25 protein-coding genes are annotated in these 23333 nt (G+C 62.0%); 22 read left to right on the top strand and 3 right to left on the bottom strand.

The window, feature by feature from the left end; genetic code table 11:
- Positions 1 to 25: 25 nt before the first annotated feature.
- The 20 genes from rpsN to ACX3P0_RS00965 all read left to right on the top strand — a co-directional run bounded on the left by rpsN (position 26) and on the right by ACX3P0_RS00965 (position 16517).
- A complete protein-coding gene (gene rpsN, locus ACX3P0_RS00870; RefSeq protein WP_459079581.1) occupies positions 26 to 331 on the top strand; it encodes a 30S ribosomal protein S14 in 306 nt (101 codons plus the stop codon).
- A gap of 12 nt (positions 332 to 343) precedes the next feature.
- Positions 344 to 742, top strand: a complete 399-nt coding sequence (gene rpsH / locus ACX3P0_RS00875; protein WP_459079582.1) for a 30S ribosomal protein S8 — start codon at positions 344 to 346, stop codon at positions 740 to 742.
- A gap of 91 nt (positions 743 to 833) precedes the next feature.
- Complete coding sequence (gene rplF / locus ACX3P0_RS00880) at positions 834 to 1367, top strand: 50S ribosomal protein L6 (protein ID WP_459079583.1); 534 nt, start codon at positions 834 to 836, stop codon at positions 1365 to 1367.
- Positions 1368 to 1521: 154 nt separating this feature from the next.
- The gene (gene rplR / locus ACX3P0_RS00885; RefSeq protein ID WP_459079584.1) at positions 1522 to 1881 is read left to right on the top strand and encodes a 50S ribosomal protein L18; all 360 of its coding nucleotides are present in this window, start codon (positions 1522 to 1524) and stop codon (positions 1879 to 1881) included.
- Between the two features lie 154 nt (positions 1882 to 2035).
- Positions 2036 to 2599 carry a 30S ribosomal protein S5 gene (rpsE, locus tag ACX3P0_RS00890; RefSeq protein WP_459079585.1) on the top strand — a complete coding sequence of 188 codons (564 nt, stop codon included), beginning with the start codon at positions 2036 to 2038 and terminating at the stop codon, positions 2597 to 2599.
- A 22-nt stretch (positions 2600 to 2621) separates the two neighbouring features.
- Positions 2622 to 2819, top strand: a complete 198-nt coding sequence (gene rpmD, locus ACX3P0_RS00895; protein WP_459079586.1) for a 50S ribosomal protein L30 — start codon at positions 2622 to 2624, stop codon at positions 2817 to 2819.
- Positions 2820 to 2841: 22 nt separating this feature from the next.
- Entirely contained in the window at positions 2842 to 3315 is a 474-nt protein-coding gene (gene rplO, locus ACX3P0_RS00900) for a 50S ribosomal protein L15 (protein ID WP_459079587.1), read from the top strand.
- A 126-nt stretch (positions 3316 to 3441) separates the two neighbouring features.
- Positions 3442 to 4782, top strand: coding sequence for a preprotein translocase subunit SecY (gene secY / locus ACX3P0_RS00905; protein ID WP_459079588.1), 1341 nt, complete (start codon positions 3442 to 3444; stop codon positions 4780 to 4782).
- On the top strand, positions 4779 to 5372 hold the full coding sequence (locus ACX3P0_RS00910) for an adenylate kinase (protein WP_459085919.1): 594 nt from the start codon (positions 4779 to 4781) through the stop codon (positions 5370 to 5372). Before secY ends, ACX3P0_RS00910 begins: the two co-directional genes overlap by 4 nt.
- A 204-nt stretch (positions 5373 to 5576) precedes the next feature.
- Positions 5577 to 5945 (top strand): 30S ribosomal protein S13, encoded by a 369-nt coding sequence (rpsM, locus tag ACX3P0_RS00915; protein WP_459079590.1) that lies wholly within the window; start codon positions 5577 to 5579, stop codon positions 5943 to 5945.
- A gap of 127 nt (positions 5946 to 6072) precedes the next feature.
- Positions 6073 to 6462: a 30S ribosomal protein S11 gene (gene rpsK / locus ACX3P0_RS00920; RefSeq protein WP_056108931.1), complete on the top strand. Its 390-nt coding sequence runs from the start codon at positions 6073 to 6075 to the stop codon at positions 6460 to 6462.
- A gap of 102 nt (positions 6463 to 6564) precedes the next feature.
- Positions 6565 to 7575, top strand: a complete 1011-nt coding sequence (locus ACX3P0_RS00925; protein ID WP_459079591.1) for a DNA-directed RNA polymerase subunit alpha — start codon at positions 6565 to 6567, stop codon at positions 7573 to 7575.
- Positions 7576 to 7678: 103 nt separating this feature from the next.
- A complete protein-coding gene (rplQ, locus tag ACX3P0_RS00930) occupies positions 7679 to 8104 on the top strand; it encodes a 50S ribosomal protein L17 (RefSeq protein ID WP_459079592.1) in 426 nt (141 codons plus the stop codon).
- A 95-nt stretch (positions 8105 to 8199) separates the two neighbouring features.
- Positions 8200 to 8874: an ankyrin repeat domain-containing protein gene (locus ACX3P0_RS00935; RefSeq protein WP_459085920.1), complete on the top strand. Its 675-nt coding sequence runs from the start codon at positions 8200 to 8202 to the stop codon at positions 8872 to 8874.
- A 138-nt stretch (positions 8875 to 9012) separates the two neighbouring features.
- On the top strand, positions 9013 to 10449 hold the full coding sequence (gene phoA, locus ACX3P0_RS00940; RefSeq protein WP_459079594.1) for an alkaline phosphatase: 1437 nt from the start codon (positions 9013 to 9015) through the stop codon (positions 10447 to 10449).
- A 174-nt stretch (positions 10450 to 10623) separates the two neighbouring features.
- Positions 10624 to 12105: a DegQ family serine endoprotease gene (locus ACX3P0_RS00945; RefSeq protein WP_459085922.1), complete on the top strand. Its 1482-nt coding sequence runs from the start codon at positions 10624 to 10626 to the stop codon at positions 12103 to 12105.
- Positions 12106 to 12114: 9 nt separating this feature from the next.
- Positions 12115 to 13425: a replication-associated recombination protein A gene (locus ACX3P0_RS00950; RefSeq protein ID WP_459085923.1), complete on the top strand. Its 1311-nt coding sequence runs from the start codon at positions 12115 to 12117 to the stop codon at positions 13423 to 13425.
- Positions 13426 to 13506: 81 nt separating this feature from the next.
- Positions 13507 to 14067 (top strand): RNA polymerase sigma factor, encoded by a 561-nt coding sequence (locus ACX3P0_RS00955; RefSeq protein ID WP_459085925.1) that lies wholly within the window; start codon positions 13507 to 13509, stop codon positions 14065 to 14067.
- 2 nt (positions 14068 to 14069) lie between these two features.
- Positions 14070 to 16088, top strand: coding sequence for a vWA domain-containing protein (locus ACX3P0_RS00960; protein ID WP_459085926.1), 2019 nt, complete (start codon positions 14070 to 14072; stop codon positions 16086 to 16088).
- Between the two features lie 135 nt (positions 16089 to 16223).
- Positions 16224 to 16517 (top strand): hypothetical protein, encoded by a 294-nt coding sequence (locus tag ACX3P0_RS00965; protein WP_459079598.1) that lies wholly within the window; start codon positions 16224 to 16226, stop codon positions 16515 to 16517.
- Between the two features lie 3 nt (positions 16518 to 16520).
- Here the strand turns inward: ACX3P0_RS00965 and bmt are convergent, their stop codons facing one another.
- A complete protein-coding gene (gene bmt, locus ACX3P0_RS00970) occupies positions 16521 to 17534 on the bottom strand; it encodes a betaine--homocysteine S-methyltransferase (RefSeq protein WP_459079599.1) in 1014 nt (337 codons plus the stop codon).
- 80 nt (positions 17535 to 17614) lie between these two features.
- Complete coding sequence (locus ACX3P0_RS00975; RefSeq protein ID WP_459085928.1) at positions 17615 to 18463, bottom strand: helix-turn-helix domain-containing protein; 849 nt, start codon at positions 18461 to 18463, stop codon at positions 17615 to 17617.
- A gap of 221 nt (positions 18464 to 18684) precedes the next feature.
- Here ACX3P0_RS00975 and ACX3P0_RS00980 point away from each other — a divergent pair, with 221 nt between their 5' ends.
- The gene (locus ACX3P0_RS00980) at positions 18685 to 19698 is read left to right on the top strand and encodes a fatty acid desaturase (RefSeq protein WP_459085930.1); all 1014 of its coding nucleotides are present in this window, start codon (positions 18685 to 18687) and stop codon (positions 19696 to 19698) included.
- Between the two features lie 72 nt (positions 19699 to 19770).
- Entirely contained in the window at positions 19771 to 20589 is an 819-nt protein-coding gene (locus ACX3P0_RS00985) for a phosphate/phosphite/phosphonate ABC transporter substrate-binding protein (RefSeq protein ID WP_459085932.1), read from the top strand.
- Positions 20590 to 20739: 150 nt separating this feature from the next.
- On the opposite strand, the gene ACX3P0_RS00990 is transcribed toward ACX3P0_RS00985, so the two are convergent.
- A complete protein-coding gene (locus tag ACX3P0_RS00990; RefSeq protein ID WP_459085934.1) occupies positions 20740 to 23310 on the bottom strand; it encodes a GcvT family protein in 2571 nt (856 codons plus the stop codon).
- Positions 23311 to 23333 lie beyond the last annotated feature (23 nt).

Consider the following 23333-nt stretch of genomic DNA (forward strand, 5'->3'; position numbering starts at 1 on the left):
GCAGCGAGCAAAGGAACAATCTGAAATGGCAAAGACCAGCTCAGTCGAGAAGAACAACCACCGCCGCAAGCTCGTGGATCAGTACGCCGCACGGCGTGCCGCCCTCAAGGCGATCATCATGGACCAGTCCAAGCCGATGGAAGAGCGCTTTCGCGCCCAGCTGAAGCTTTCGGCCATGCCGCGCAATTCGGCCAAGATCCGTATCCGCAACCGTTGCGAAGTGACCGGGCGTCCGCGCTCGTATTATCGCAAGCTCAAAGTTTCGCGTATCGCGCTGCGTGATCTCGGCAATAGCGGCCAGATCCCGGGCCTGGTCAAGTCGAGCTGGTAAGGAGGACATAAGATGTCATTGAGCGATCCTCTCGGCGATATGCTGACCCGCATCCGCAACGCCTACGGCCGTAAGAAGTCGACGGTGTCGACGCCGGCCTCGCGCCTGCGCGCCCGCGTTCTCGACGTGCTGAAGTCGGAAGGCTATATCCGCGACTACAGCCAGACCGACTTCGATAACGGCAAGTCGGAGATCAACATCGAGCTGAAATATTTCGACGGAGTGCCGGTCGTGCGTGAAATCGCCCGCGTCTCCAAGCCTGGCCGTCGCGTTTATGTCTCGGCCAAGTCGATCCCGCATGTGGCCAACGGCCTCGGTATCGCCATTCTTTCGACGCCGAAGGGCGTTATGGCCGATCACGAAGCCCGCGAACAGAATGTCGGCGGCGAGATTCTCTGCCAGATATTCTGACCCGGCGCATGGTCGCGGAAGGCGTCAAGCCGCTTTCCGCATGTCCATGTTCAGCCAAGACTTGAAACACGAAGAGTGACGAGGACAAACAATGTCTCGTATTGGTAAGAAACCCGTTTCGGTGCCGCAAGGCGTGACTGCGTCGGTCGATGGCCAGACCATCACGGCAAAGGGGCCGAAGGGCGAACTGCGGTTCGTCGTCAACGACGAGGTCCTGGTCAAGATGGAAGACGGCGAGATTGCCGTCCAGCCGCGTGACCAGACAAAGACTGCGCGCTCCAAATGGGGGATGTCGCGGACGCAGATCGTCAATATCCTGATGGGCGTGAAGGATGGCTTCGAAAAGAAGCTCGAGATCACCGGTGTCGGCTACCGCGCTGCCATGCAGGGCAGGGATTTGCAGCTTTCGCTTGGCTTCAGCCATGAGGTTGTGTACCAGACGCCCGAAGGAATCACGATTGTTGTCGGCAAGCCGACGGAAATTACGATTTCGGGCATCGACAAGCAGCAGGTTGGCCAGGTTGCCGCCGAGATCCGCGAGTATCGCGAGCCGGAGCCCTACAAGGGCAAGGGCGTTCGCTATGCCGGCGAGAAGATCGTGCGCAAGGAAGGCAAGAAGAAGTAATTCAAGGCAATATGGGAGTAGGGCAGTAGGGCAAAGGATGGCGCTACCGCCATATTCCCCTACGACCTTGAGAGTTTAACGCCACGGGAGTTTGTCGCGGGAGTTTTGTCTACCGCACACGGCAAACCCCGGATTATGAAGGCAGGACCAAATCATGGCATCCAAGGAATCCATCCAGCGCCGCGCTTCGCGCGTTCGTCGTCAGATCAAGAAGGTCGCGAACGGCCGTCCGCGCCTGTCCGTGCACCGCACGTCCAAGAATATCTATGTCCAGATCATCGACGATGCCAATGGCAACACACTTGCCGCGGCCTCGACGCTGGAGAAGGATTTCAAGGCCGGCAAGACCACCGGCGCCGATACCGCTGCCGCTGCCGCCATCGGCAAGCTGATTGCAGAGCGCGCTGGCAAGGCCGGCGTCAAGGAAGTCGTGTTCGATCGCGGCGCCTACATCTATCATGGCCGCGTCAAGGCGCTTGCCGAAGCCGCCCGCGAAGGTGGCCTGAGCTTCTAAGACGATTCACGGCCCGAATGTCGGCAGAAATTAATTTGCTGACTTTTGGGCCCGGTTCGTTCAGAAGGCTTTTGATTTCGCCGCCGGCGACCTCCATGAGAGGCGCCGGCACTTTAGCAACCCGTGCTTCCGGAAAAGAATAAGGAACTAGGATATGGCACAGGAACGTAGGGATGGCGGCCGCGGCCGCGATCGCGAAGAGCGCGACGATGGTATCGTCGACAAGCTCGTACACATCAACCGCGTCGCCAAGGTCGTCAAGGGCGGCCGGCGTTTCGGCTTTGCAGCCCTCGTCGTCGTCGGCGACCAGAAGGGCCGCGTCGGCTTTGGTCACGGCAAGGCGCGCGAAGTGCCGGAAGCGATCCGCAAGGCAACCGAATCGGCCAAGCGCGACATGATTTTCGTGCCGCTGCGCTCGGGCCGCACGCTGCACCACGACGTCGAAGGCCGCCATGGCGCCGGACGCGTCCTGTTGCGCTCGGCCAAGGTCGGTACCGGCATCATCGCCGGCGGCCCGATGCGCGCTGTTTTCGAGACGCTCGGCGTGCATGACGTGGTCGCCAAGTCGATGGGTTCGTCGAACCCGTACAACATGATTCGCGCCACGTTCGACGCGCTGAAGAGCCAGATGCATCCGAAGGATGTGGCTTCCGCTCGAGGCATCAAGTATTCGACGCTTCAGGCTCGCCGCGGCGCTGCCGTTGCGGCCGAAGAATAGTCGGCGCTGAGGGACCAGGAACATGGCCAAGCAAGCAGTAAAGACCATAACCGTTGAGCAGATCGGTTCGCCGATTCGCCGCCCGAAAGAGCAGCGCGCGACGCTGATCGGCCTCGGCCTCAACAAGATGCACAAGCAGCGTACGCTGGAAGACACCCCTTCCGTGCGCGGCATGATCGCAGCCGTTCAGCACCTCGTCCGCGTCGTGGACGAGGCTTGAGCCGGCGCGCAGGAGAACGACGATGAAACTCAACGATCTGCGTGACAAAGACGGCGCGACGCATGCCAAGAAGCGCGTCGGCCGGGGCATCGGTTCCGGCACGGGCAAGACCGGCGGACGCGGTGTCAAGGGCCAGAGCTCGCGCTCGGGCGTTGCCATCAACGGCTTCGAGGGCGGCCAGATGCCGCTTTATCGGCGCCTGCCGAAGCGCGGCTTCAAGAACATCTTCGCCAAGAGCTATGCGACGGTGTCGCTCGAGCGCATCCAGATCGCGCTCGACGCCAAGAAGCTGGACGCCAAGGAGACCATCACCGCCGAGGCGCTGGTCAAGGCTGGCGTGATTCGCCGCGTCAAGGACGGCGTGCGGGTGCTTTCGGACGGCGATCTCAAGGCCAAGCTTTCCTTCGACGTGGCCGGTGCCTCCAAGGCGGCGATCGAGAAGATCGAAAAGGCTGGCGGAACGGTCAAGCTGCCGGAAAAGGCATCTGCCGAGTAGCGATCCTGGCGGCCGCGTCGATGCGGCCGCTTGCATCTTTGGCACTCGAAGCCTATCTCGTGGCTTCGGTGATATGCGCCGCCTGATCTGCGGGTCATTGGGCGTGACCAAGCGGAGAAATCGGGCATGGCTTCGGCTGCAGAACAACTAGCCTCCAATCTGAATTTTTCGGCCTTTTCCAAGGCCACGGATTTGAAGAAGCGCATCTGGTTTACGCTGGGTGCGCTCTTCGTCTATCGGCTGGGCACCTATATCCCGCTGCCGGGCATCAATCCGGAAGCATTCGCGCAGGCATTCTCGTCGCAGTCGAAGGGCGTGCTGGGCATGTTCAACATGTTCGCCGGCGGCGCTGTCGAGCGCATGGCGATCTTTGCCCTTGGCGTCATGCCCTACATTTCCGCTTCCATCATCATGCAGCTCATGACGTCGGTCATCCCGTCGCTCGAAGCCTTGAAGAAGGAAGGCGAGCAGGGCCGCAAGATCATCAACCAGTACACGCGCTATGGCACGGTGCTTTTGGCGCTCGTGCAGTCCTACGGCATCGCGGTGGGGCTATCGAGCGGCGCTAACATCGTGACCAATCCCGGGCCGTTCTTCGAGATTTCGGCGGTCATCAGCCTGACCGGCGGCACCATGTTCCTGATGTGGCTCGGCGAGCAGATCACCGCGCGCGGCATCGGCAACGGCGTGTCGCTCATCATCTTTGCCGGCATCGTCGCCGGCATGCCGCGGGCCATCGGCGGAACGCTGGAACTGAGCCGCACCGGCGCGCTTTCCACCGGGCTGATCCTTGCGATCATGGTGCTTGCCATCGTCGTCGTCGCGCTGATCGTCTTCTTCGAGCGCGCCCAGCGCCGCCTGCTGATCCAGTATCCGAAGCGGCAGGTCGGCAACCGTATGTTCCAGGGCGATACCTCGCATCTGCCGCTGAAACTGAACACGTCGGGCGTCATTCCGCCGATCTTCGCGTCGTCGCTGCTGTTGCTGCCGGCCACGCTGGCGGGCTTCTCCAACAGCGCCAATATGCCGACATGGGCGCAGACGATCCTGGCGACGCTTGCCCACGGCCAGCCGCTCTACATGATCTTCTATGGCGGCATGGTTGCGTTTTTCGCGTTCTTCTACACGGCCATCGTCTTCAATCCGAAGGAAACGGCCGATCAGCTCAAGAAGCATTCCGGCTTCATTCCGGGCTATCGCCCCGGCGAGCGGACCGCGGAATATATCGACTATGTGCTGACCCGCGTCACCGCTGTCGGCGCCGTCTATCTTGTCGCAGTCTGCCTGCTGCCGGAATATCTGATTGCGGCCACCGGCATCCCCTTCTACCTTGGCGGGACTTCGCTTCTGATCGTCGTTAGTGTTACGCTCGACACGGTGGCGCAGATCCAGGGCCACCTGGTGGCTCACCAGTATGAGGGCTTGATCAAGAAGTCCAAGCTACGCGGGGGAAAGAAGGGCAGATGAGGCTGATATTGCTTGGACCGCCGGGAGCGGGCAAGGGAACGCAGGCACATAGACTGGTCGAGAAGCACGGTATTCCGCAGCTATCGACGGGCGACATGCTGCGCGCCGCGGTCAAGGCAGGCACCGAGGTCGGCAAACGCGCCAAGGCGATCATGGATGCAGGCGGCCTCGTTTCGGATGAGATCGTCAACCAGATCGTTTCCGACCGCATCGTCGAGCCAGATGCTGGGCGCGGCTTCATCCTCGACGGATTTCCACGCACGGTTCCACAGGCTGAGGCGCTGACGCGCATCCTGGCCCAGAAGGGCCTGGAACTCGACGCCGTGATCGAACTCAAGGTCGACGAGAACGCCTTGGTCAAGCGTATGGAAAAGCGCGTCGCCGACACGCTCGCAGCAGGCGGGCAGGTGAGGGCGGACGACAATCCCGAATCGTTCAAGACGCGCTTGAACGAATATCGGGAGAAGACCGCGCCGCTCTCGAAATACTATGCCGGCACCGGCGAGTTGCACACGATTGACGGGATGGCCGATATGGATGCCGTTACCGCCGAAATCGAGAAACTGGTCGCCTCCACCGCAAATGCCTGATGAAAGGTTGACACCGTGCCGCTTGCGGAGTATGGCGGCGCGTCTCCCTTCAGCATGAGGCTCGTTCGTTCTTTTTGAACGATGGCTGCGTTTTGAACACGGAAACTCCCGCAAGGGCCGGCCTCCACCGGACGCGGGCAACTTTGTATGCCGGTCTAGCCTTGTTTTTGAAGGTGGGTCGGCCCAAATGGAGAAGGAAAGAACATGGCTCGTATAGCCGGCGTTAACATTCCGACCAACAAGCGCGTGGTCATCTCGCTTCAATACATTCACGGCATCGGCAAGAAGTTTGCCCAGGAAATCGTCGACAAGGTCGGCATTCCGGCGGACCGCCGCGTGAACCAGCTGACCGACGCGGAAGTGCTGCAGATTCGTGAAGCCATCGACCGCGACTACCAGGTCGAAGGCGACCTGCGCCGCGAAGTTTCGATGAACATCAAGCGCCTCATGGATCTTGGCTGCTACCGCGGTCTGCGCCATCGCCGCTCGCTGCCGGTTCGCGGCCAGCGCACGCATACCAATGCGCGCACCCGCAAGGGCCCGGCTAAGGCAATCCAGGGCAAGAAAAAGTAATTGAGCGAGTAGGGAATAGCGAATAGCGAATAGGATTTTCCCTATTCGCTACACACTATTCGCCATTCGCTTTGTAGGTGGAGCCGCTGGCATTACGGCGGTGTAGAGATCAACTGAAAGGACTATCATGGCCAAGGAAGCCGGTCGCGTTCGCCGTCGCGAACGTAAGAATATTTCCACGGGCGTTGCCCACGTCAATTCGACCTTCAACAACACGATGATCACCGTCACCGATGCGCAGGGCAATACCATTGCCTGGTCGTCGGCCGGCGCTCAGGGCTTCAAGGGCTCGCGCAAGTCGACCCCGTTCGCCGCCCAGATGGCTGCTGAAGACGTTGCCAAGAAGGCACAGGAACACGGCATGCGCATGCTCGAAGTCGAGGTCTGCGGACCCGGTTCGGGCCGTGAATCGGCGCTTCGCGCTTTGCAGGCCGCTGGCTTCACCATCACGTCGATCCGCGACGTTACGCCGATCCCGCACAATGGTTGCCGCCCGCGCAAGAAGCGCCGCGTCTAACCGATTGCAAGAATTGCCAGATGAGCGCCATGGGGCGCTCATCTGTGGTTTCCAGGTCGCCCGTCACGATTGGATGGTGACAGGCTAACGAGGGAAGAAAAAATGATCCAGAAAAATTGGCAGGAACTGATCAAGCCAAACAAGATCGAGTTCTCGTCGAAGAAGAAGACGCTGACCACGCTGGTCGCCGAGCCGCTTGAGCGGGGCTTTGGCCTGACGCTCGGCAACGCGCTGCGTCGCGTGCTCTTGTCTTCGCTGCGCGGTGCTGCCGTTACCGCCGTGCAGATCGACGGTGTACTGCATGAATTCTCGTCCATCGCCGGTGTGCGCGAGGACGTGACCGACATCGTGCTCAACATCAAGGAAATCGCCATCAAGATGGAAGGGGACGGCCCCAAGCGCATGGTCGTGCGCAAGCAGGGTCCGGGCGCTGTCCTGGCCGGCGACATCCAGACGGTTGGCGACGTCGAAATCCTCAATCCCGAGCATGTCATCTGCACGCTGGACGAGGGCGCTGAAATCCGCATGGAATTCACCGTCGACACCGGCAAGGGCTATGTGCCGGCAGACCGTAACCGCGCCGAAGACGCGCCGATCGGCCTTATCCCGGTCGACTCGCTCTATTCGCCGGTTCGCAAGGTGTCCTACAAGGTCGAGAACACCCGCGAGGGCCAGGTTCTCGACTATGACAAGCTGACCATGACGATCGACACCAACGGTTCGATCTCCGGTGAAGACGCGGTGGCTTTCGCCGCCCGCATTCTGCAGGACCAGCTTGGCCTGTTCGTCAATTTCGACGAGCCGCAGAAGGCCGTGGCCGAAGAGCAGGTTACCGAGCTTGCCTTCAATCCGGCGCTGCTCAAGAAGGTCGACGAACTGGAGCTTTCGGTACGTTCGGCCAACTGCCTGAAGAACGACAACATCGTCTATATCGGCGACCTGATCCAGAAGACCGAAGCCGAGATGCTGCGCACCCCGAACTTCGGCCGCAAGTCGCTGAACGAGATCAAGGAAGTTCTGGCTGCGATGGGCCTGCACCTCGGCATGGAAGTGCCGGACTGGCCGCCGGAAAACATCGAAGACCTCGCCAAGCGCTACGAAGACCAATATTGAGCATGATTCCAAGGGTCTGCGGCGTCAGCCGCCAGGCCCGACGGTCATGCGGAAAATCATCAGAGGCCGTGGCCTCTTGAACAGCTAAAGAAGGAAAAGAGCCATGCGCCACGGTTTCAAAGGCCGCCGTTTCTCCCGCAGTATCAGCCACCGCAAGTCGATGTTCGCGAACCTTGCCGTGTCGCTGATCGAGCACGAGCAGATCGTAACCACCCTGCCGAAGGCGAAGGATTTGCGTCCGATCGTCGAGAAGCTCGTTACGCTGGGCAAGCGCGGCGACCTGCATGCCCGCCGTCAGGTGATCGCGCAGATCGGCAATGAAGGCGTCGTCAAGCGCCTGTTCGACACCATTGCCCCGCGCTATGCCACCCGCAACGGCGGCTATCTGCGGATCATGAAGGCGGGCTTCCGCAAGGGCGACAATGCCGCCATGGCGGTGATCGAGTTCGTCGACCGCGACGCGTCGGCCAAGGGTGCCGTCGACCGCGCCCGCGTCGAGGCGGAAGGCAACGAGGAAGCGGCTGCATAAGCTTCTCCTTTCTTGAAACAGATCAAGGGGCCTTCGTGGCCCCTTTTTTGTTGCGCGACGACTGCGTAGATAGGGATGAAGCAGGAGATCGATCCATGCGCGCCCGCGTCCTTTATCTGGTTGCGTTCATGGCAAGCCTGTTGATGGCGGCGTCGGCCGTTTCAGCTCAAACGACAGGGAGGCAGGCCATGCTGCTTGAGGCCGCTCGTACGAATGATATTGCCCAACTCCGGGCCGCCATCGATGGCGGGGCGGATCTGGAAGCCCGCGATGGGCAGGGCCGTACCGCGCTGCTGCTGGCGACACACGCCGGTGCCGTCGATCTGGCCGGGTTGCTGATCAAAGCAGGAGCCGACGTTAACGCGAAGGATGAGATCCGGGACACGCCCTTTCTCTATGCCGGGGCCGAGGGGCGCGACACTATCCTCAAGTTGATCCTTGCCACCGGCAAGGCCAATCTCGGCGATACGAACCGCTATGGCGGCACGGCGCTGATACCGGCTGCCCATCACGGCCATCCGTCCACGGTTTGCATTCTTCTGGCGAGCGATATCGACATTGACCACGTCAACGATCTTGGCTGGACGGCGCTATTGGAGGCCGTGATCCTGGGCGATGGCGGGCCGGTGCATCAGGAGATCGTCGGATTGCTGGTGGATGCGGGTGCCAAGGACATTGCCGACAGGCAAGGCAAGACGGCGCTGGATCATGCGCGCGCCATGGGCTTTGCCGAAATGGCCGGGCGGATCGAGACCGGCCGCCGGAATTGACGCTTCTCCGGGGCGCGCCCGAATAGGAAAGCAGCCCGTCGATCGTCATGGACGCGCAATGCTACCGTCATGCGCAGGTCATGCGCGTCCAACAAAACTGTCGCGGGCTATCCGAGACATTTTGAAGGAACTGACCTTATGACCCATTTTTCGCGCTACTCGCTGATGGCGAGCGTTGCCGCCGCAACCCTGCTTGCCGCCGGTGCCGGCTATTCGCAGGACGCTTCTGCGCTCGACGCTTACCTGACGCGCTCCGCGCAGGGAGACCTGAGCGAGCCGGGCGGCGCGCGGCGCATGACCGGCGACGCCACCGCTTCCTTGCAGAGCTACATCAATGACGGCGAAGTAAAGAATGTCATCCTGCTGATCGGTGACGGCATGGGCGATTCCGAGATCACCATCGCTCGCAACTATGCCGAGGGTGCGGGCGGCTTCTTCAAGGGCATCGACGCGCTGCCGATCACCGGCCAGTACACGCACTATGCCCTCGACAAGAAAACCGGCAAGCCGGACTACGTGACCGATTCCGCCGCCTCCGGTACCGCGTGGAGCAGTGGCGTGAAGACCTATAACGGTGCCATCGGCGTCGACATTCACGAAAAGCCGCACCCGACGCTGATCGAACTGGCAAAGGCCGCGGGCATCGGTACGGGCGACGTCTCGACCTCTGAGATACAGGATGCCACGCCGGCAGTTCTGTTTGCCCATGTCACAGGCCGCAAATGCTACGGCCCGGAAGCGACCAGCGAGAAATGCGCGTCGAACGCATTGGAAAACGGCGGTGCCGGCTCGATTTCGGAACAACTGTTGAATACGCGCGCCGATGTCGTGCTGGGCGGTGGTTCAAAATCCTTCGGGGAAGTGGCCAAGGCCGGCGACTGGAAGGACAAGACCCTGCTCGATCAGGCCAAGGAGCGCGGTTTCGTGCTCGTCGCCAATCTGGATGAGTTGAATGCCGTAACCGCCGCCAATCAGGACGCGCCGTTGCTGGGCCTGTTTACCGAGGGCAATATGCCGGTGCGGTGGAAGGGGCCGAAAGCCAGCCATCATGCCAACATCGATCAAGCGCCGGTTACCTGCGCGCCGAACGCCGAGCGCACTGCTTCGATCCCGACGCTTGCCGCGATGACCAGCAAGGCCATCGACCTGCTCAAGGGCAACGAAAAGGGCTTCTTCCTTCAGGTCGAGGGCGCTTCCATCGACAAGCAGGACCACGATGCCAACCCCTGCGGCCAGATCGGCGAGACGGTCGATCTCGACGAAGCCGTGCAGGTTGCGCTGGAATTCGCCAAGGCCGACGGCAAGACGCTAGTTATCGTGACCGCAGATCACGCGCACTCCAGCCAGATCATCCCCAACGACACAAAGGCTCCCGGCCTGTCGCAGGCGCTGACCACGAAGGACGGCGCGGTGATGTCGGTGAGCTACGGCAATTCGGAAGGCGATTCGCAGGAACATACCGGCGCGCAGCTGCGGGTTGCCGCTTTCGGTCCCCATGCCGCTAATTTTGCCGGCCTGACCGATCAGACGGACATGTTCTTCACGATCCGCGATGCGCTGAAGCTGGCCAACTGAGCAACGCGCCTCGGGCGCATCGGCGGGCCTTTTCCCGATCGCCGGTCGTCTGTTCGGGCATTCAGCCACTGAAAGAGCCTCCGGCCGTAAGGCTGGGGGCTTTTTAGCTTTATGGCCTTTCATTTTGCACAATCGTAACGACAATGGCGCGCGAATGGTTCGGAGGATTCGTGAATGCACTTTAAGCGGCTATCGCTATTTGCGCTCTGCGCTTTGCTGGGCTTTGCTTCGGCGCCGACGACAAGGCCGGCCCACGCGGACGACAAGGGTCCGGGGCTTGCCGACGTGCTGACCGATCTGCTGCATGGCGTCGAAGGCGAGAACCCGACTGCCGGGCCGGACCGGCGAGTGCCGTTCGGCCGCGATGAAATCCAGTTGTCCTTCGCGCCGCTGGTCAAACAGACCGCGCCGGCCGTGGTCAACGTTTACGCTTCGCAGACGGCCAAGGTCGTCTCGCCGTTCGCGGGAGATCCGTTTTTCGAGCAATTCTTCGGGCGCTCGCAGCCGCGCGCGCAGTCCTCGCTCGGTTCGGGCGTGCTGGTTGATCCGTCGGGCATCGTCGTCACCAATTTCCACGTCATCAAGGATGCGGACGAGGTGAAGGTCGCGACCGCCGATGGGCGTGAATTCAACAGCAAGGTGCTGCTGAAGGACGAAACCCTGGATCTGGCCGTGCTCAAGATCGACAGCGACAAGCCGTTCCCGGTCATCGCCATCGGCGATTCCGACGTGCTGGAGGTTGGCGACCTGGTGCTCGCCATCGGCAACCCGTTCGGCGTCGGCCAGACAACCACCAGCGGCATCGTCTCGGCCTTGGCGCGCAGCCATATCGGGGTGTCGGATTCCGGCTTTTTCATCCAGACCGACGCGGCGATCAATCCTGGTAATTCCGGCGGCGCGCTTATCAACATGGCCGGCCAGCTGGTCGGCATCAACACAGCCATCTATTCGCGCAGCGGCGGTTCCATCGGCATCGGGTTCGCCATCCCTTCGAACATGGTGCGCGCCTTCGCCGACGCGGCGGAGGCCGGGCGCGACTTCTTCGAACGGCCCTATCTGGGCGCGCAATTCGAGCCGGTGACGCCGCAGATCGCCGAATCTCTGGGCATGGAGGCGCCGGCGGGCGCGCTGGTTTCGTCGGTCACGGATGGCGGGCCAGCCGCCAAGGCCGGCCTCAAGCCGGGCGATGTCGTCTTGAAAATGAACGGGACGGCGCTGGAGAGCGTCGATGCGCTCGGATACAGGCTGGCCACGCAGTCGATCGGCGCAAAGGCTGCGTTCGACGTGCTGAGCAAGGGCCAGCAGGAAACGCTCGAGGTCGTTCTTGAACGCGCGCCAGAGGGCGCCAATTCGGTTGCCGTCACGCTTCAGGGCCGCAGCCCGTTTTCCGGTGCTCAGGTATCGGAATTGTCGCCCCGGCTTGCGCAGCGCCTGGGGATGCGTACCGACCTCAGGGGCGTTGCGGTGGTCAGCGTCAGTGCCGGTTCGCCCGCCGCCGATTTCGGCTTCCGGGTCGGCGATATCGTGCGGGAGGTGAACGGCGCCACCATCAACAGCGCCAAGACATTGGAGCAGGCTGCGTCGCAGAGCACGCGCTGGTGGCGCTTTACCGTCGAGCGCGGTGGGCGGACATTGCGGCAGGTCTTGCGGTATTGACGAGAATTCATGGCCGATCTGTTTAATGCTGATAAACCGGAAATGGGGCCAGCCGGCCGGCCCCTGGCCGACCGTCTGCGCCCGAAAGACCTCGACGAAGTCGTAGGCCAGGAGCATCTGACGGGACCGGACGGAGCGCTTACGCGCATGATTGCGTCGGGTTCGCTCGGCTCGATGATCTTCTGGGGGCCGCCGGGCACCGGCAAGACCACCGTGGCGCGCCTGCTTGCGGGCGAAACAAGCCTGGCCTTCGAGCAGATTTCGGCGGTTTTTTCCGGCGTCGCCGATCTCAAGAAAGTTTTCGAGGCAGCGCGCCTGCGCCGCGCCAACGGACGCCAGACGCTGCTTTTCGTCGACGAAATCCACCGCTTCAACCGCGCCCAGCAGGACGGTTTCCTGCCCGTCATGGAAGACGGCACCGTGGTCCTGGTCGGCGCGACGACGGAAAATCCGTCCTTCGAGCTGAACGCGGCGCTGCTATCGCGCGCGCGCGTACTGGTGTTCCATTCGCTGGGCGAAGACAGCATCGCCAAGCTTCTGGTTCGGGCCGAGGAGACGGAGGGGCGTCCGCTGCCGCTCGATGACGAGGCGAGGGCGGTGTTGCTGCGCATGGCCGACGGTGACGGCCGCGCCTCGCTGACGCTGGCAGAGGAAGTGTGGCGGGCGGCGAAGCCGGGCGAGGTGTTCGATGCCGAGGGTTTGCAACGCATTGTCCAGCGCCGCGCGCCGATCTACGACAAGGGCCAGGACGGCCACTACAATCTGATTTCGGCGCTGCATAAATCGGTGCGGGGTTCCGATCCCGACGCGGCGCTCTATTATCTCGCCCGTATGTTCGACGCTGGCGAAGATCCGCTTTATCTCGGACGGCGGCTGGTGCGGATGGCGGTCGAGGATATCGGCCTTGCCGACCCGCAGGCGCTGGTGATCGCCAACGCCGCCAAGGACGCCTACGATTACCTTGGCTCGCCGGAGGGCGAACTGGCCTTCGCGCAGGCTTGCGTCTATCTGGCGACCGCGCCGAAATCCAACGCTGTCTATAAGGCGTTCAAGGCCGCCACCCGCGCCGCCAAGGAATATGGCTCACTGTTGCCGCCCAAGCATATCCTCAACGCGCCGACCAAGCTGATGAAGGAAGAGGACTACGGCTCCGGCTATCGCTACGACCACGACGAGCCGGAGGCCTTTTCCGGCCAGGATTATTTTCCCGAGAAGATGGGCCGGCGCAATTTCTACGATCCGCCGGAGCGCGGCTTCGAGCGCGATATCCGCAAGCGGCTCGATTATTGGGCAAAGCTTCGCAAGGAGCGGGAACGGTAGTTTCTACGGAGGCACCCCGCGCGAAAAATTTATCGCATGACCCCAAGGAATCTCCGATAGCTTTCGTCATACAGGCAAATGATGGCGATGATGCTTGACGAAAGCGAAGCCTCCGACAGCGAATTGGTCGGGCGCGCGAAGGGCGGAGACAGGGAAGCTTTCGGCACGCTGGTCGAGAGGCACTATGGTTTTGTCTATCGCGCGGCCTATCGCTGGTGCGGGAAGAAGGCCGATGCCGAAGACATCGCGCAGGACGTCTGTGCCAGGCTTGGCAAGGCCGTGCGGGATTATCGCGGCGGCGGTGCGTTCACGACGTGGCTCTATGCGGTGACGCTGAACGCGGCGCGCGATCATGCGCGCAAGAATGCCCGAGAGATGGCCAAGACCTCCGCTTACGGCGTGCAGGCGCTGATTTCCGGGGAGGGGCCGGAAGAGCATGACGACCCTGCGGAAGCCTTGTGGGCGGCGGTGCGCCAGCTTCCCGACAAGCAGCGCGATGCGGTGACGCTGGTTTATGGCGAAGGCGTTTCGCATGCGGTCGCGGCAGAGGCGATGGCGATCTCTGAGACAACGGTTTCCTGGCACATCCATGAAGCGAAGAAACGGCTGAAGGTGCTGATGCGGCAGGCCGGGGAAGTGTGACCATGGTCGACGACAATGAATTGAACGGCTTGCGCGCCAGCGCAGTTCCCGCCCCGGCAGGGAAGGCCAAGGCGCGTGCGCTTCGGGCGGCAATGGCCGCTTATGACGACAATTTTTCTGCGCCACCCAAAGGATCGCCTGCCGGGCCGCGTCTCATCCAGCGAGCACAAAAGCTCTGGAGAGAGACAATGCAGAAGAAACTGATCGCCGCGCCTGCCATCGCAGGGCTCCTGGCCTTGCCCATTGCAGGCTACGCTACCTTTTACCTGATGGACGGATCGCCCTTCAATTTCGGCGGCAAGGAAGTCGTCACCGAACCGCTCGCCGACAAGCCCGCTGCGGTTGCACCGGTAAAGCAGGCGGTTGCGGAAACCGAAGCGAGCCACGATTTGCCGGCTGTCCAGGCCCAAGCCAATACGGAGGCCAAGGCTTCTGCTGACACGCTGCGGCAGGACGAGCCGGCACAGGCCGTACAGCCCGCGCCGATGGCCAACGAAGGCGTGGCGGGTTTGGTACGCAACCGTGGCGTTGTCGGCCAAACGCTGATGGCCCAGCCGTCCTTTGCGCCCATGCCCGCACCGGCGGATGTGCAGATGCCACAAGTGGAAAACCGCGATCGCATCGAGGATTTCAAGACCAACCCGGTGCGCTCGGCGCTTGAAAACCCGGTATCGACCTTCTCGATCGACGTCGATACGGCGTCTTATTCCTTCGTGCGCCGCTCGCTCAAGGAAGGGCTGCTGCCGCAGGCCGACACGGTGCGCGTCGAGGAAATGATCAATTATTTCCCTTATGACTGGAAGGGGCCGGACAGTGCGGCGACGCCGTTCAATTCGACGGTCAGCGTCATGCCGACGCCATGGAACCAGCACAGCAAGCTGCTGCATGTCGCCATCAAGGGCTACGATGTGCTGCCGGCAACGCAGCCGAAGGCAAATCTGGTCTTTTTGATCGATGTGTCCGGATCGATGAATGCGCCCGACAAGCTGCCGCTGCTGCAATCGGCCTTCCGGCTGCTGGTCAACAGGCTGAAGGCGGACGATACCGTATCGATCGTCACCTATGCCGGCGATGCGGGCGTCGTTCTGGAGCCGACCAGGGCTTCGGACAAGGACAAGATTTTACGCGCCATCGACACGCTGAAGCCGGGCGGCTCGACCGCCGGCGAGGCGGGTATTCGCGAGGCCTATCGGCTCGCTGAAAAATCCTTCGTCAAGGATGGCGTCAACCGGGTGATGCTGGCGACCGACGGCGATTTCAATGTCGGCCAGAGCGACGATGACGATCTGAAGCGACTGATCGAGCAGGAGCGCAAGAGCGGCGTTTTCCTGTCGGTGTTCGGCTTCGGACGCGGCAACCTCAACGACAAGATGATGCAGACCATCGCCCAGAACGGCAACGGCACCGCCGCCTATATCGACACGCTGGCCGAGGCCGAGAAGGTGCTGGTGCAGGATGCTTCCTCGACGCTGTTCACCATCGCCAAGGACGTGAAGATCCAGGTCGAGTTCAACCCGCAAAAAGTGTCGGAGTATCGGCTGATCGGCTATGAGACGCGCGCGCTCAACCGCGAGGATTTCAACAATGACCGCGTCGATGCCGGCGAAATCGGCTCCGGTCATTCGGTGACGGCGATCTACGAAATCACGCCGAAGGGCAGCGGCGGCGAGCAGATCGACAGTTTGCGCTACGGCCAGGCGGCGGTCGCCAATGCGGATGAATATGCCTTCGTCAAAATCCGCTACAAGCTGGCGAACGGGGATTTTTCCAAGCTGATCACGACGCCGGTGACGCCGGCCAACGAGGTGAAATCCTTCGATGAGGCGAGCGCCGACCAGCGTTTCTCGGTTGCGGTCGCTGCCTTCGGCCAAAAACTGCGCGACGAGGATGCGACGGCGAAGTTCGGTTACGACAGGATCATGGAGATCGCCTCTGCCGCCCGGGGGGCCGATCCGTTCGGCTACAGGTCCGAATTCCTTTCTCTCGTGCGCCTTGCCTCGGCGCTTGGAGAACCCCGGTAGAAAACGAGATGGACCGGCAAGGATCTTACCTTGCCGGCTTTTTCAACGGATCGATAAAAAGCGACGGGCCGAGGGTACGGCTTCTCAACGCTTCCGATTCTATCTGGGCCTGTGCAAGCGTTTGAGGGAGCCAAATTGAACATCTACGGTTCGTTGCCTGAAATTGTCGACAAGGTGGCTCCCCTGGCAGGTGGCAGGAGCCACGCTTTGGCGAGTGATGCGAAGCCGAGCGAGGCCAAGCGCCATGCTGGCGATGTCGAGGCAGCCAGGAGCACCGCGCTGTCGGCGTTAAAGAATGACCGTTTCGGCACGATGCTGGCGCAAATCTTCGACCCGGGCACCTCGGGCGCTCTGGTGACCATGCAGCCCGACGCCACCAGCACCGACTTCAAATCGGTTCTATCGAGCTACGCCGAAAACGGCGAATAGGGTTCAGGCGCGCTCGCGCCGCCGCGCCCGACGCCCTTCCGCCGTTTCCACCGTATTTGCCTGTGCCGCCTTGTTGCGCAGCGGTCCGATGCGCTCGACGATCGTTTCGACGGTCGGGCGGCTTTGCCTTGTATGCGTGTCGAGGGCCTTGCGCATGGCGGCCAGATGCTCGAACGACGTGCCGCAGCAGCCGCCGATGATTTTCGCGCCGCTATCCACCGCCAGCCGCACATAATCGGACATCAGTTCCGGCGTTCCGGAATAGAAGATTTCCGATCCCCGGAATTCGGGGATGCCGCAATTGCCCTTGACGATCACGGTCGCTTCCGGCTTCGCCTCGGTCATGTCGAGCAGCGAGGCGAGAATGTCCGACGCGCCGACGCCGCAATTGGCCCCGACGCCGATGGGTGCCGCGAGACCGTCAACGACGCCATGGATGTCCTTGGGCAGCAGACCCATCATGGTGCGCCCGGCAGTATCGAACGAGCCGGTATAGGTGTAGGGCAGGCCGACGCGAATGGCGGCTTCGGCTGCCGCGCGGATTTCGTCGGGAGCCGACATGGTCTCGATCCAGGCGACTTCCGCACCACCTTCCTTCAGGCCCTCGATCTGCTCGGCGAAGGCTTCCACGGCCTCGTCATAGGTCATCGCGCCGAGCGGCACGAGCAGTTCGCCCGTCGGGCCGACGGAACCCGCGACAATGACCTTGCGGCCGGCCTTGTCGGCAACGGCGCGCGCGATTTCGGCGGCGCGCTTGTTCAGCGCATGGACGCGGCCTTGCGCGTTGTGAAGCTTCAGCCGGTGCCGGGTGCCGCCGAAGGAATTGGTGAGGATGATGTCCGCGCCGGCATCGACAAACCCCTGATGCAGGCTGGTGATGGTGTCTGGCGCGCTTTCGTTGAGCAGTTCGGGCGCTTCGCCGGCCTGCAGCCCCATGGCGAACAGGTTGGTGCCGGTGGCGCCGTCAGCCAGAAGCACGCCCTTCTCAGCCAGTAGTGCGTCGATCGGGTTGGTCATGACGGATATCCCTTTGGGATAATGATATAAGGAAGTCTTTATATCTCGTCAATATCCAGCCTTGGCGCTGGCCGATGTTTTCATTCGTCAAAACGGGTGTCGGCAAGCCCGAGGGCGAAGGCAGCCGCTTCATGGGCATTGATGTCGGCGGCGCGGATCAGATTGTCGAAATGACGGGTCAGGGTCTGGATCGGGGCCGTGGCGTTCAAGACGAGATACATGTCGCCGACATATATGGCGGCGCGGTACGGGCCGAAGATCGTATAGGGGATCGAGTAGCGCTGCCTTCCATCATATAGAAACAGGCGGAAGGTCGGGTAGAGTTCGTCCAGCAGGGTCGCCATATGGCGAAGCTGCTCGCGGCGATCAGCCTCCGGGAAGCCGCTCCAGACGCCCAGGCCACGCGCGAAGATTTCCAGCGTGTGGCGCGGCATGCAGACTTCCATGTCGGTTTCTGGCCGCCGGTTATAGTCGATGCGGTACTGCGTTTCGCCGATCTGCGCCTCGCGGTTGCGGTTGGCGATGCCGGATTCGTAGTCGACCAGCGCCTCGGTGCGCAGCAGGTCCGGGATGCCGGCGGGCACGTAGCGGATTTTGGTGCCAAGCGCCTCCGCGTGCCAGCGGGCCAGCAGGGTCCGGTTGAAGCTGCCTGAAGCCTCCTCGATCTCCAGGCTTTCGCGGATTTCACCGGTGACGCCCTCGTCGTGGCTGAGGCCGAGCAGCCAATCAAGCGAGACCTTGAATTCGGCCGCGATGTTGAGCAGCGTTTCGGCGCGCGGCAGGCGGGTGGAGGCGCCGGACAGAAGTTGCGACAGTGCCGAGCGGTCGATGCCGGCTGCTGCCGCAAATGCCGATTGGTTCAGGTCCGAGCGCGTCAGCAGCATTTTCAGCCGCGTGCGGAACAGGGTCGACAGGTCGCGCTTGTCCATTTTCAGGCCTCATGAAGTGAGGATAAATTTGCGCCCGCTGGGGCGGATGGGCCTTCGGGCCATAAATGAATCTCAACAGATGTTCACTATGCATAACATTTGCGGCCTAAGATGCGCAATGTCACCATTATGTGCGCATTATCGCATTGTTACCGCCGAACCATCCTGACACAATGCTGTCAGGAAGTCGGACCGTTTCCGGCGTTGGGGCAGTTGATACGATGAGAAATATCGGCGAGAGCCGCAGAAGGACACGGGCTATCGAATGGCCGACGGTGCTTCTTGCGATATTCTGCTATGGCATGTGGCTGGTGGCCGGCCTGCTGATATGGCCTGAATGGCCACTGCTTTCGCTTGTCATCCTGACGGTGATGGTGGCCTTGCAATCGTCGCTCGTTCACGAAGTGCTGCATGGCCATCCGACCCGCAATGCGCTGGTCAATGAGGCATTCGTGTTCCTGCCGATCGGACTGGTCTGGCCGTTCCGCCGGTTCAAGACCCTGCATCTGCGCCACCATTGCGACGAGCGCCTGACCGACCCGCTCGACGACCCTGAAAGCTATTATCAGGCGCTGTGGCATCACGACGGAATGCCTGCGGCGATGAAGCTCCTGCTGAAGATCAACAACACCATGGCGGGGCGTTTCGTGCTGGGGCCATGGCTTGCGGTCATCGGCTTCGTCATCGACGATTGCCGGCAGATGCTGGCGGGCGACAAAGCTATCCGCAAGGCATGGCTGCTGCATGGGATCGGCCTCGCCATTGTGCTGCCGGTCGTGACAATAGTCTTTCAGATGCCGCTATGGCTCTACATTCTGGTGCCCGTCTGGCTCGGCAACTCGCTGATCGCCATCCGCACCTTTGCCGAGCATCAGTGGTCGGAACGACCGGAAGGGCGGACGATCATTGTCGAGCGCTCGCCTCTTTCTCTGCTGTTTCTCAACAACAATTTGCACTTCGTGCACCACAACAGCCCGACCGTGCCATGGTACGGTTTGCCGAAACTGTTTCGCGACCGCCGTGAGTATTGGCTCAAGGCCAATAACGGGTATGTCTATCCGAATTATATGGCGCTGGTGAAAGCCTACGCGTTCCGCGCGAAGGAGCCGGTGGTGCATCCTGCGCTGCGCCGTTCGCCGGAGCCGGGCAGGGCGTTCCAGCCGCGCATGCGCGAGGCCCACCAACTGAACGGACTAGGCACCGCGCCCATACCCGCGGAGCCGCCGAAAGAATGATTTTGCGGGTTTCCTGCCAGTAAGGGGCGCCCGGACCTTGTCATTTCAATCGAAAAGCGGTGACGTCGCGGCATGAGCGAATTTCTTGCAGCTTTGCCGATGTATGACTGGCCCGAAGTTGTGGGCGAAACCGACGCGCAATGGGTTCGGTTGCGTGATGGATTGCGGCGCGGAGGCATCGACGCGCCGGAAAAGCTTGTTCGCCGCAATGCCGATATGTCGCCGGTCCCGGGCGGCATACGCGATGCATCCGGCGCGCCGCTCGCGCCCGACCCGGCAACGCTGCCACCGGATGAACTCGACTTCCATGCCCTGTGGACGCATCCTGCCCTGCTGTTCACGCAAACCTGCTGGGGTCCGCTGGGGCAGGGGCTGGAACGGCATGTGCGGGTAATCGGGCAGCCGGATTACTCGGCATTTGCGGGTGGGCAAGGCGCGCTCTATTCGAGCGCGGTGGTGATGCGGCGCGACGAACCGTCCCTCGCGGGCGTGTCGCCTCCGTCCGATGGCGAAGCTGTGCTGCCGCTCTCCCTTTTGAGGGGTCGTCGCCTTGCCTTCAATAGCACCGACTCCATGTCGGGTATTCTTGCACTGACGCGCGATCTGGAAGCGATGGGCGAAACGCTCGACATTTTTGCGGAGCGGATCGAAAGCGGCGGGCACCGGGCGTCTATCGTCGCGGTCGCCGAAGGCCGGGCAGATGTCGCGACCATCGATTGCCGAAGCCTGGCGCTGGCGCAACGCTTCGATCCGGCCGCACGGCATGTCCAGATCGTGGGCTGGACGGCGCGGTGCAAGGGCCTGCCGTTTATCACCGCACGCACGACACCGGTTGAGACCATCGGCAGTTTGCGCAAAGCGCTATCCGCTGCCGGCATGCTTGCTGACTGAGGTCTGGCGGCCATTCCAAGTACCGTCGTCCTCGGGCTTGTCCCAAGGATCTAACCGTGTCGGCGATTGTGATCGACCCTGACTTCAGCGGCGAGCGCAGATCCTCGGGACAAGCCCGAGGACGACGGAGACGGGATAGCCGGCCTCTCCCTAACCGCGCATCTTTTCGCCCGCTGGATCGAAGGGCGGCTCGACATTGATGCGGGCGGGGCGGCGTTGTCCCAAAATCTCGATCTCGAACAAGCCCGCGCTCTCGTTTGCAGACAGAGCGGCGGGCACGTAGCCCTGCGCCATCGACTTCTCAACGTAATGCGCATAGCCGCCGGACGTCACCCAGCCGACGACGCGCCAATCGCCGTCGACGATGCCGCGTACGGCCGATGCGCCTTCCGCTGCCGTCGAGCCGCGCACTTCCTTGCCGGTGGCATCGAAGCGCGGTGCGCCATAGCCGTGTGGCTTTTCTACCGTGCCGTAGTCGGTCGAGACTTTTGCCCAGATCGGCTCGTCGCCCATCACGTCGGCGTCAAGCGCATCAACGATGAAGGAAACGCGGCGCAGCTTCGGTCCTTCGGCCTGCTCTTTTGCCGCCACCTCGCGGCCGATAAAATCGTTCTTCTCCATCTTGGTGAAGCGATCCATCGCGCCTTCGAACGGCCCGTAGATCGGGCGAAGCTCGCGGAACCAGGTCGGGAAGTTCTTTTCCAGCCGCATCGAGAGCAGGGCGCGCATGCCGAAATCGACCAGACCGAATTCCTCGCCCGCCTCCTTGATTGCCTTGTAGACGAGCCTCTGATAGGCGGGCGCCATCCAGATTTCATAGCCGAGATCGCCGCTATAGGTGATGCGGTTGACGATTGCCGGCGCGCCGCCGACCGCCATTTCGCGGAAGTCCATGAAGCGGAAGTTCTTGGTCGAAACATCGACATCGACCAGCTTTTGCAGCAGCGCCTGCGATTTCGGGCCGGCGATGGAAAGGCCGACCAGCGTCTGGTCGAAGCGGTGAAGCCGCACCGAGCCGTCCTTCGGCAACTGCTTTTCGAACCAGCGCATGTGGTATTTCGCGGCGGCCGACGAGCCCCAGATCATGAAGCGGTCTTCATCTGCCTTGGCGATGGTGAAATCGCCGATCAGCTTGCCGAATTCGTTGAGCATCGGCGTCAGCACCAGCCGGCCTTTTTTCGGCATGCGGTTGGTCATCAAACGATTCAGGAAATCCTCCGAACCCGCTCCAGTGACTTCATATTTGGCGAAGTTGGCGATCTCGGTGACGCCGACGCTTTTGCGCGTGGCGCGGACTTCTTCACCGATCGGGCCGAAATCGTTGGAGCGGCGGAAGGAAACGACATCCTTCGGTTCGGTGCCCTTCGGCGCGAACCAGAGCGGGGTTTCCAGGCCCCACGAATCGCCCATGACGGCGTTGTTGGCGAGCATGGTGTCGTAGAGCGGCGTCGTCTGCGCCGGCCTTGCGGCGGGCAGTTCTTCGTTGGGGAAGCGGATCGAGAAGCGGCGTGAATAGTTTTCGCGCACCTTGGCGTTGGTATAGCGCAGGCTGGCCCATTCGCCCCAGCGCGCCACGTCCATGCCCCAGACGTCGAAGCCGGGGTCGCCGTTGACCATCCAGTTGGATAGCGCCAGCCCGACGCCGCCGCCCTGGCTGAAGCCGGCCATGACGCCGCAGGCTACCCAAAAATTGGTCAGACCCTGCACCGGCCCGACCAGCGGGTTGCCGTCCGGCGCGAAGGTGAAGGGGCCGTTGATAACCTGCTTGATGCCGGCATTGGCGATGCCGGGGAAATGCTTGAAGCCGAGTTCCAGCGACGGCGCGATGCGGTCGAGGTCGGGGGCTAGCAGCTCGTGGCCGAAATCCCACGGCGTGTTGACCGGCGACCACGGCTTGCAGGCCTTTTCATAGGTGCCGAGCAGGATGCCGTTGCGCTCCTGCCGGGTGTAGAGCTCGCCCTTGAAATCGAGCACGCCGACCATTTCACGGCCGGTCTCCTTGTTGAAGGCTTCGACCTCGGGCATCGGCTCGGTCAGCAGGTACATGTGCTCCATGGCCAGGACCGGCAGTTCTACGCCGACCATGCGGCCGATCTCGCGCGCCCACAGGCCGCCGCAATTGACGACATGCTCGGCCTTCACCGTGCCCTGTTCGGTGATGACGTTCCAGGTGCCGTCCGGTTCCTGCGTCAGTTCCTTGACCGGATTGCGCAGCACGATTTCCGCACCCAGCTTCTTCGCCGCCTTGGAATAGGCGATGGTGGTGCCGGACGGATCGAGATGGCCTTCGACCGGGTCCCACATGGCGCCGACGAAGTGCTTTTCGTCCATCAGCGGGAACATCGCCTTGGCTTCGGAAGGCGTGATAAGTTCGGTATCCATGCCGAGATAGCGGCCCTTGGCGTGGGCCAGCCGCAGAAAATCCATGCGCTCGGGCGTATCGGCCAGCATCACGCCGCCGGTCAGGTGCAGCGAGCAGGACTGGCCGGAAACCTCCTCCAGTTCCTTGTAGAGCTGCACCGTATAGGCCTGCAGCTTGGCGACGTTGGGGTCGCCGTTCAGGGTGTGGAAGCCGCCGGCCGCGTGCCAGGACGAGCCGGAAGTGAGTTCCGAACGCTCGATCAGCATGATGTCGGTCCAGCCCGCCTTGGCCAGATGGTAGAGAACCGAACAGCCGACGACACCGCCGCCGATAACAACCGCTTTAACGTGAGATTTCATCGTGTTGGGGCTTTCGATCTAGA

Source organism: Mesorhizobium sp. A556 (genome assembly GCF_054489545.1).

Bases quoted from the DNA above. Each gene is read 5' to 3' on its own strand.
- ACX3P0_RS00955 (WP_459085925.1), top strand. From the start codon at position 13,507: ATGGCGATGATGCTTGACGAAAGCGAAGCCTCCGACAGCGAATTGGTC.
- ACX3P0_RS00910 (WP_459085919.1), top strand. From the start codon at position 4,779: ATGAGGCTGATATTGCTTGGACCGCCGGGAGCGGGCAAGGGAACGCAG.
- ACX3P0_RS00950 (WP_459085923.1), top strand. From the start codon at position 12,115: ATGGCCGATCTGTTTAATGCTGATAAACCGGAAATGGGGCCAGCCGGC.
- rpsK (WP_056108931.1), top strand. From the start codon at position 6,073: ATGGCCAAGGAAGCCGGTCGCGTTCGCCGTCGCGAACGTAAGAATATT.
- bmt (WP_459079599.1), bottom strand. From the start codon at position 17,534: ATGACCAACCCGATCGACGCACTACTGGCTGAGAAGGGCGTGCTTCTG.
- rpmD (WP_459079586.1), top strand. From the start codon at position 2,622: ATGGCCAAGCAAGCAGTAAAGACCATAACCGTTGAGCAGATCGGTTCG.
- rpsN (WP_459079581.1), top strand. From the start codon at position 26: ATGGCAAAGACCAGCTCAGTCGAGAAGAACAACCACCGCCGCAAGCTC.
- ACX3P0_RS00990 (WP_459085934.1), bottom strand. From the start codon at position 23,310: ATGAAATCTCACGTTAAAGCGGTTGTTATCGGCGGCGGTGTCGTCGGC.
- ACX3P0_RS00945 (WP_459085922.1), top strand. From the start codon at position 10,624: ATGCACTTTAAGCGGCTATCGCTATTTGCGCTCTGCGCTTTGCTGGGC.
- ACX3P0_RS00980 (WP_459085930.1), top strand. From the start codon at position 18,685: ATGAGAAATATCGGCGAGAGCCGCAGAAGGACACGGGCTATCGAATGG.
- ACX3P0_RS00925 (WP_459079591.1), top strand. From the start codon at position 6,565: ATGATCCAGAAAAATTGGCAGGAACTGATCAAGCCAAACAAGATCGAG.
- rpsE (WP_459079585.1), top strand. From the start codon at position 2,036: ATGGCACAGGAACGTAGGGATGGCGGCCGCGGCCGCGATCGCGAAGAG.
- ACX3P0_RS00975 (WP_459085928.1), bottom strand. From the start codon at position 18,463: ATGGACAAGCGCGACCTGTCGACCCTGTTCCGCACGCGGCTGAAAATG.
- rpsM (WP_459079590.1), top strand. From the start codon at position 5,577: ATGGCTCGTATAGCCGGCGTTAACATTCCGACCAACAAGCGCGTGGTC.
- rpsH (WP_459079582.1), top strand. From the start codon at position 344: ATGTCATTGAGCGATCCTCTCGGCGATATGCTGACCCGCATCCGCAAC.
- ACX3P0_RS00985 (WP_459085932.1), top strand. From the start codon at position 19,771: ATGAGCGAATTTCTTGCAGCTTTGCCGATGTATGACTGGCCCGAAGTT.
- rplQ (WP_459079592.1), top strand. From the start codon at position 7,679: ATGCGCCACGGTTTCAAAGGCCGCCGTTTCTCCCGCAGTATCAGCCAC.
- ACX3P0_RS00935 (WP_459085920.1), top strand. From the start codon at position 8,200: ATGCGCGCCCGCGTCCTTTATCTGGTTGCGTTCATGGCAAGCCTGTTG.
- phoA (WP_459079594.1), top strand. From the start codon at position 9,013: ATGACCCATTTTTCGCGCTACTCGCTGATGGCGAGCGTTGCCGCCGCA.
- rplR (WP_459079584.1), top strand. From the start codon at position 1,522: ATGGCATCCAAGGAATCCATCCAGCGCCGCGCTTCGCGCGTTCGTCGT.
- ACX3P0_RS00960 (WP_459085926.1), top strand. From the start codon at position 14,070: ATGGTCGACGACAATGAATTGAACGGCTTGCGCGCCAGCGCAGTTCCC.
- secY (WP_459079588.1), top strand. From the start codon at position 3,442: ATGGCTTCGGCTGCAGAACAACTAGCCTCCAATCTGAATTTTTCGGCC.
- rplF (WP_459079583.1), top strand. From the start codon at position 834: ATGTCTCGTATTGGTAAGAAACCCGTTTCGGTGCCGCAAGGCGTGACT.
- rplO (WP_459079587.1), top strand. From the start codon at position 2,842: ATGAAACTCAACGATCTGCGTGACAAAGACGGCGCGACGCATGCCAAG.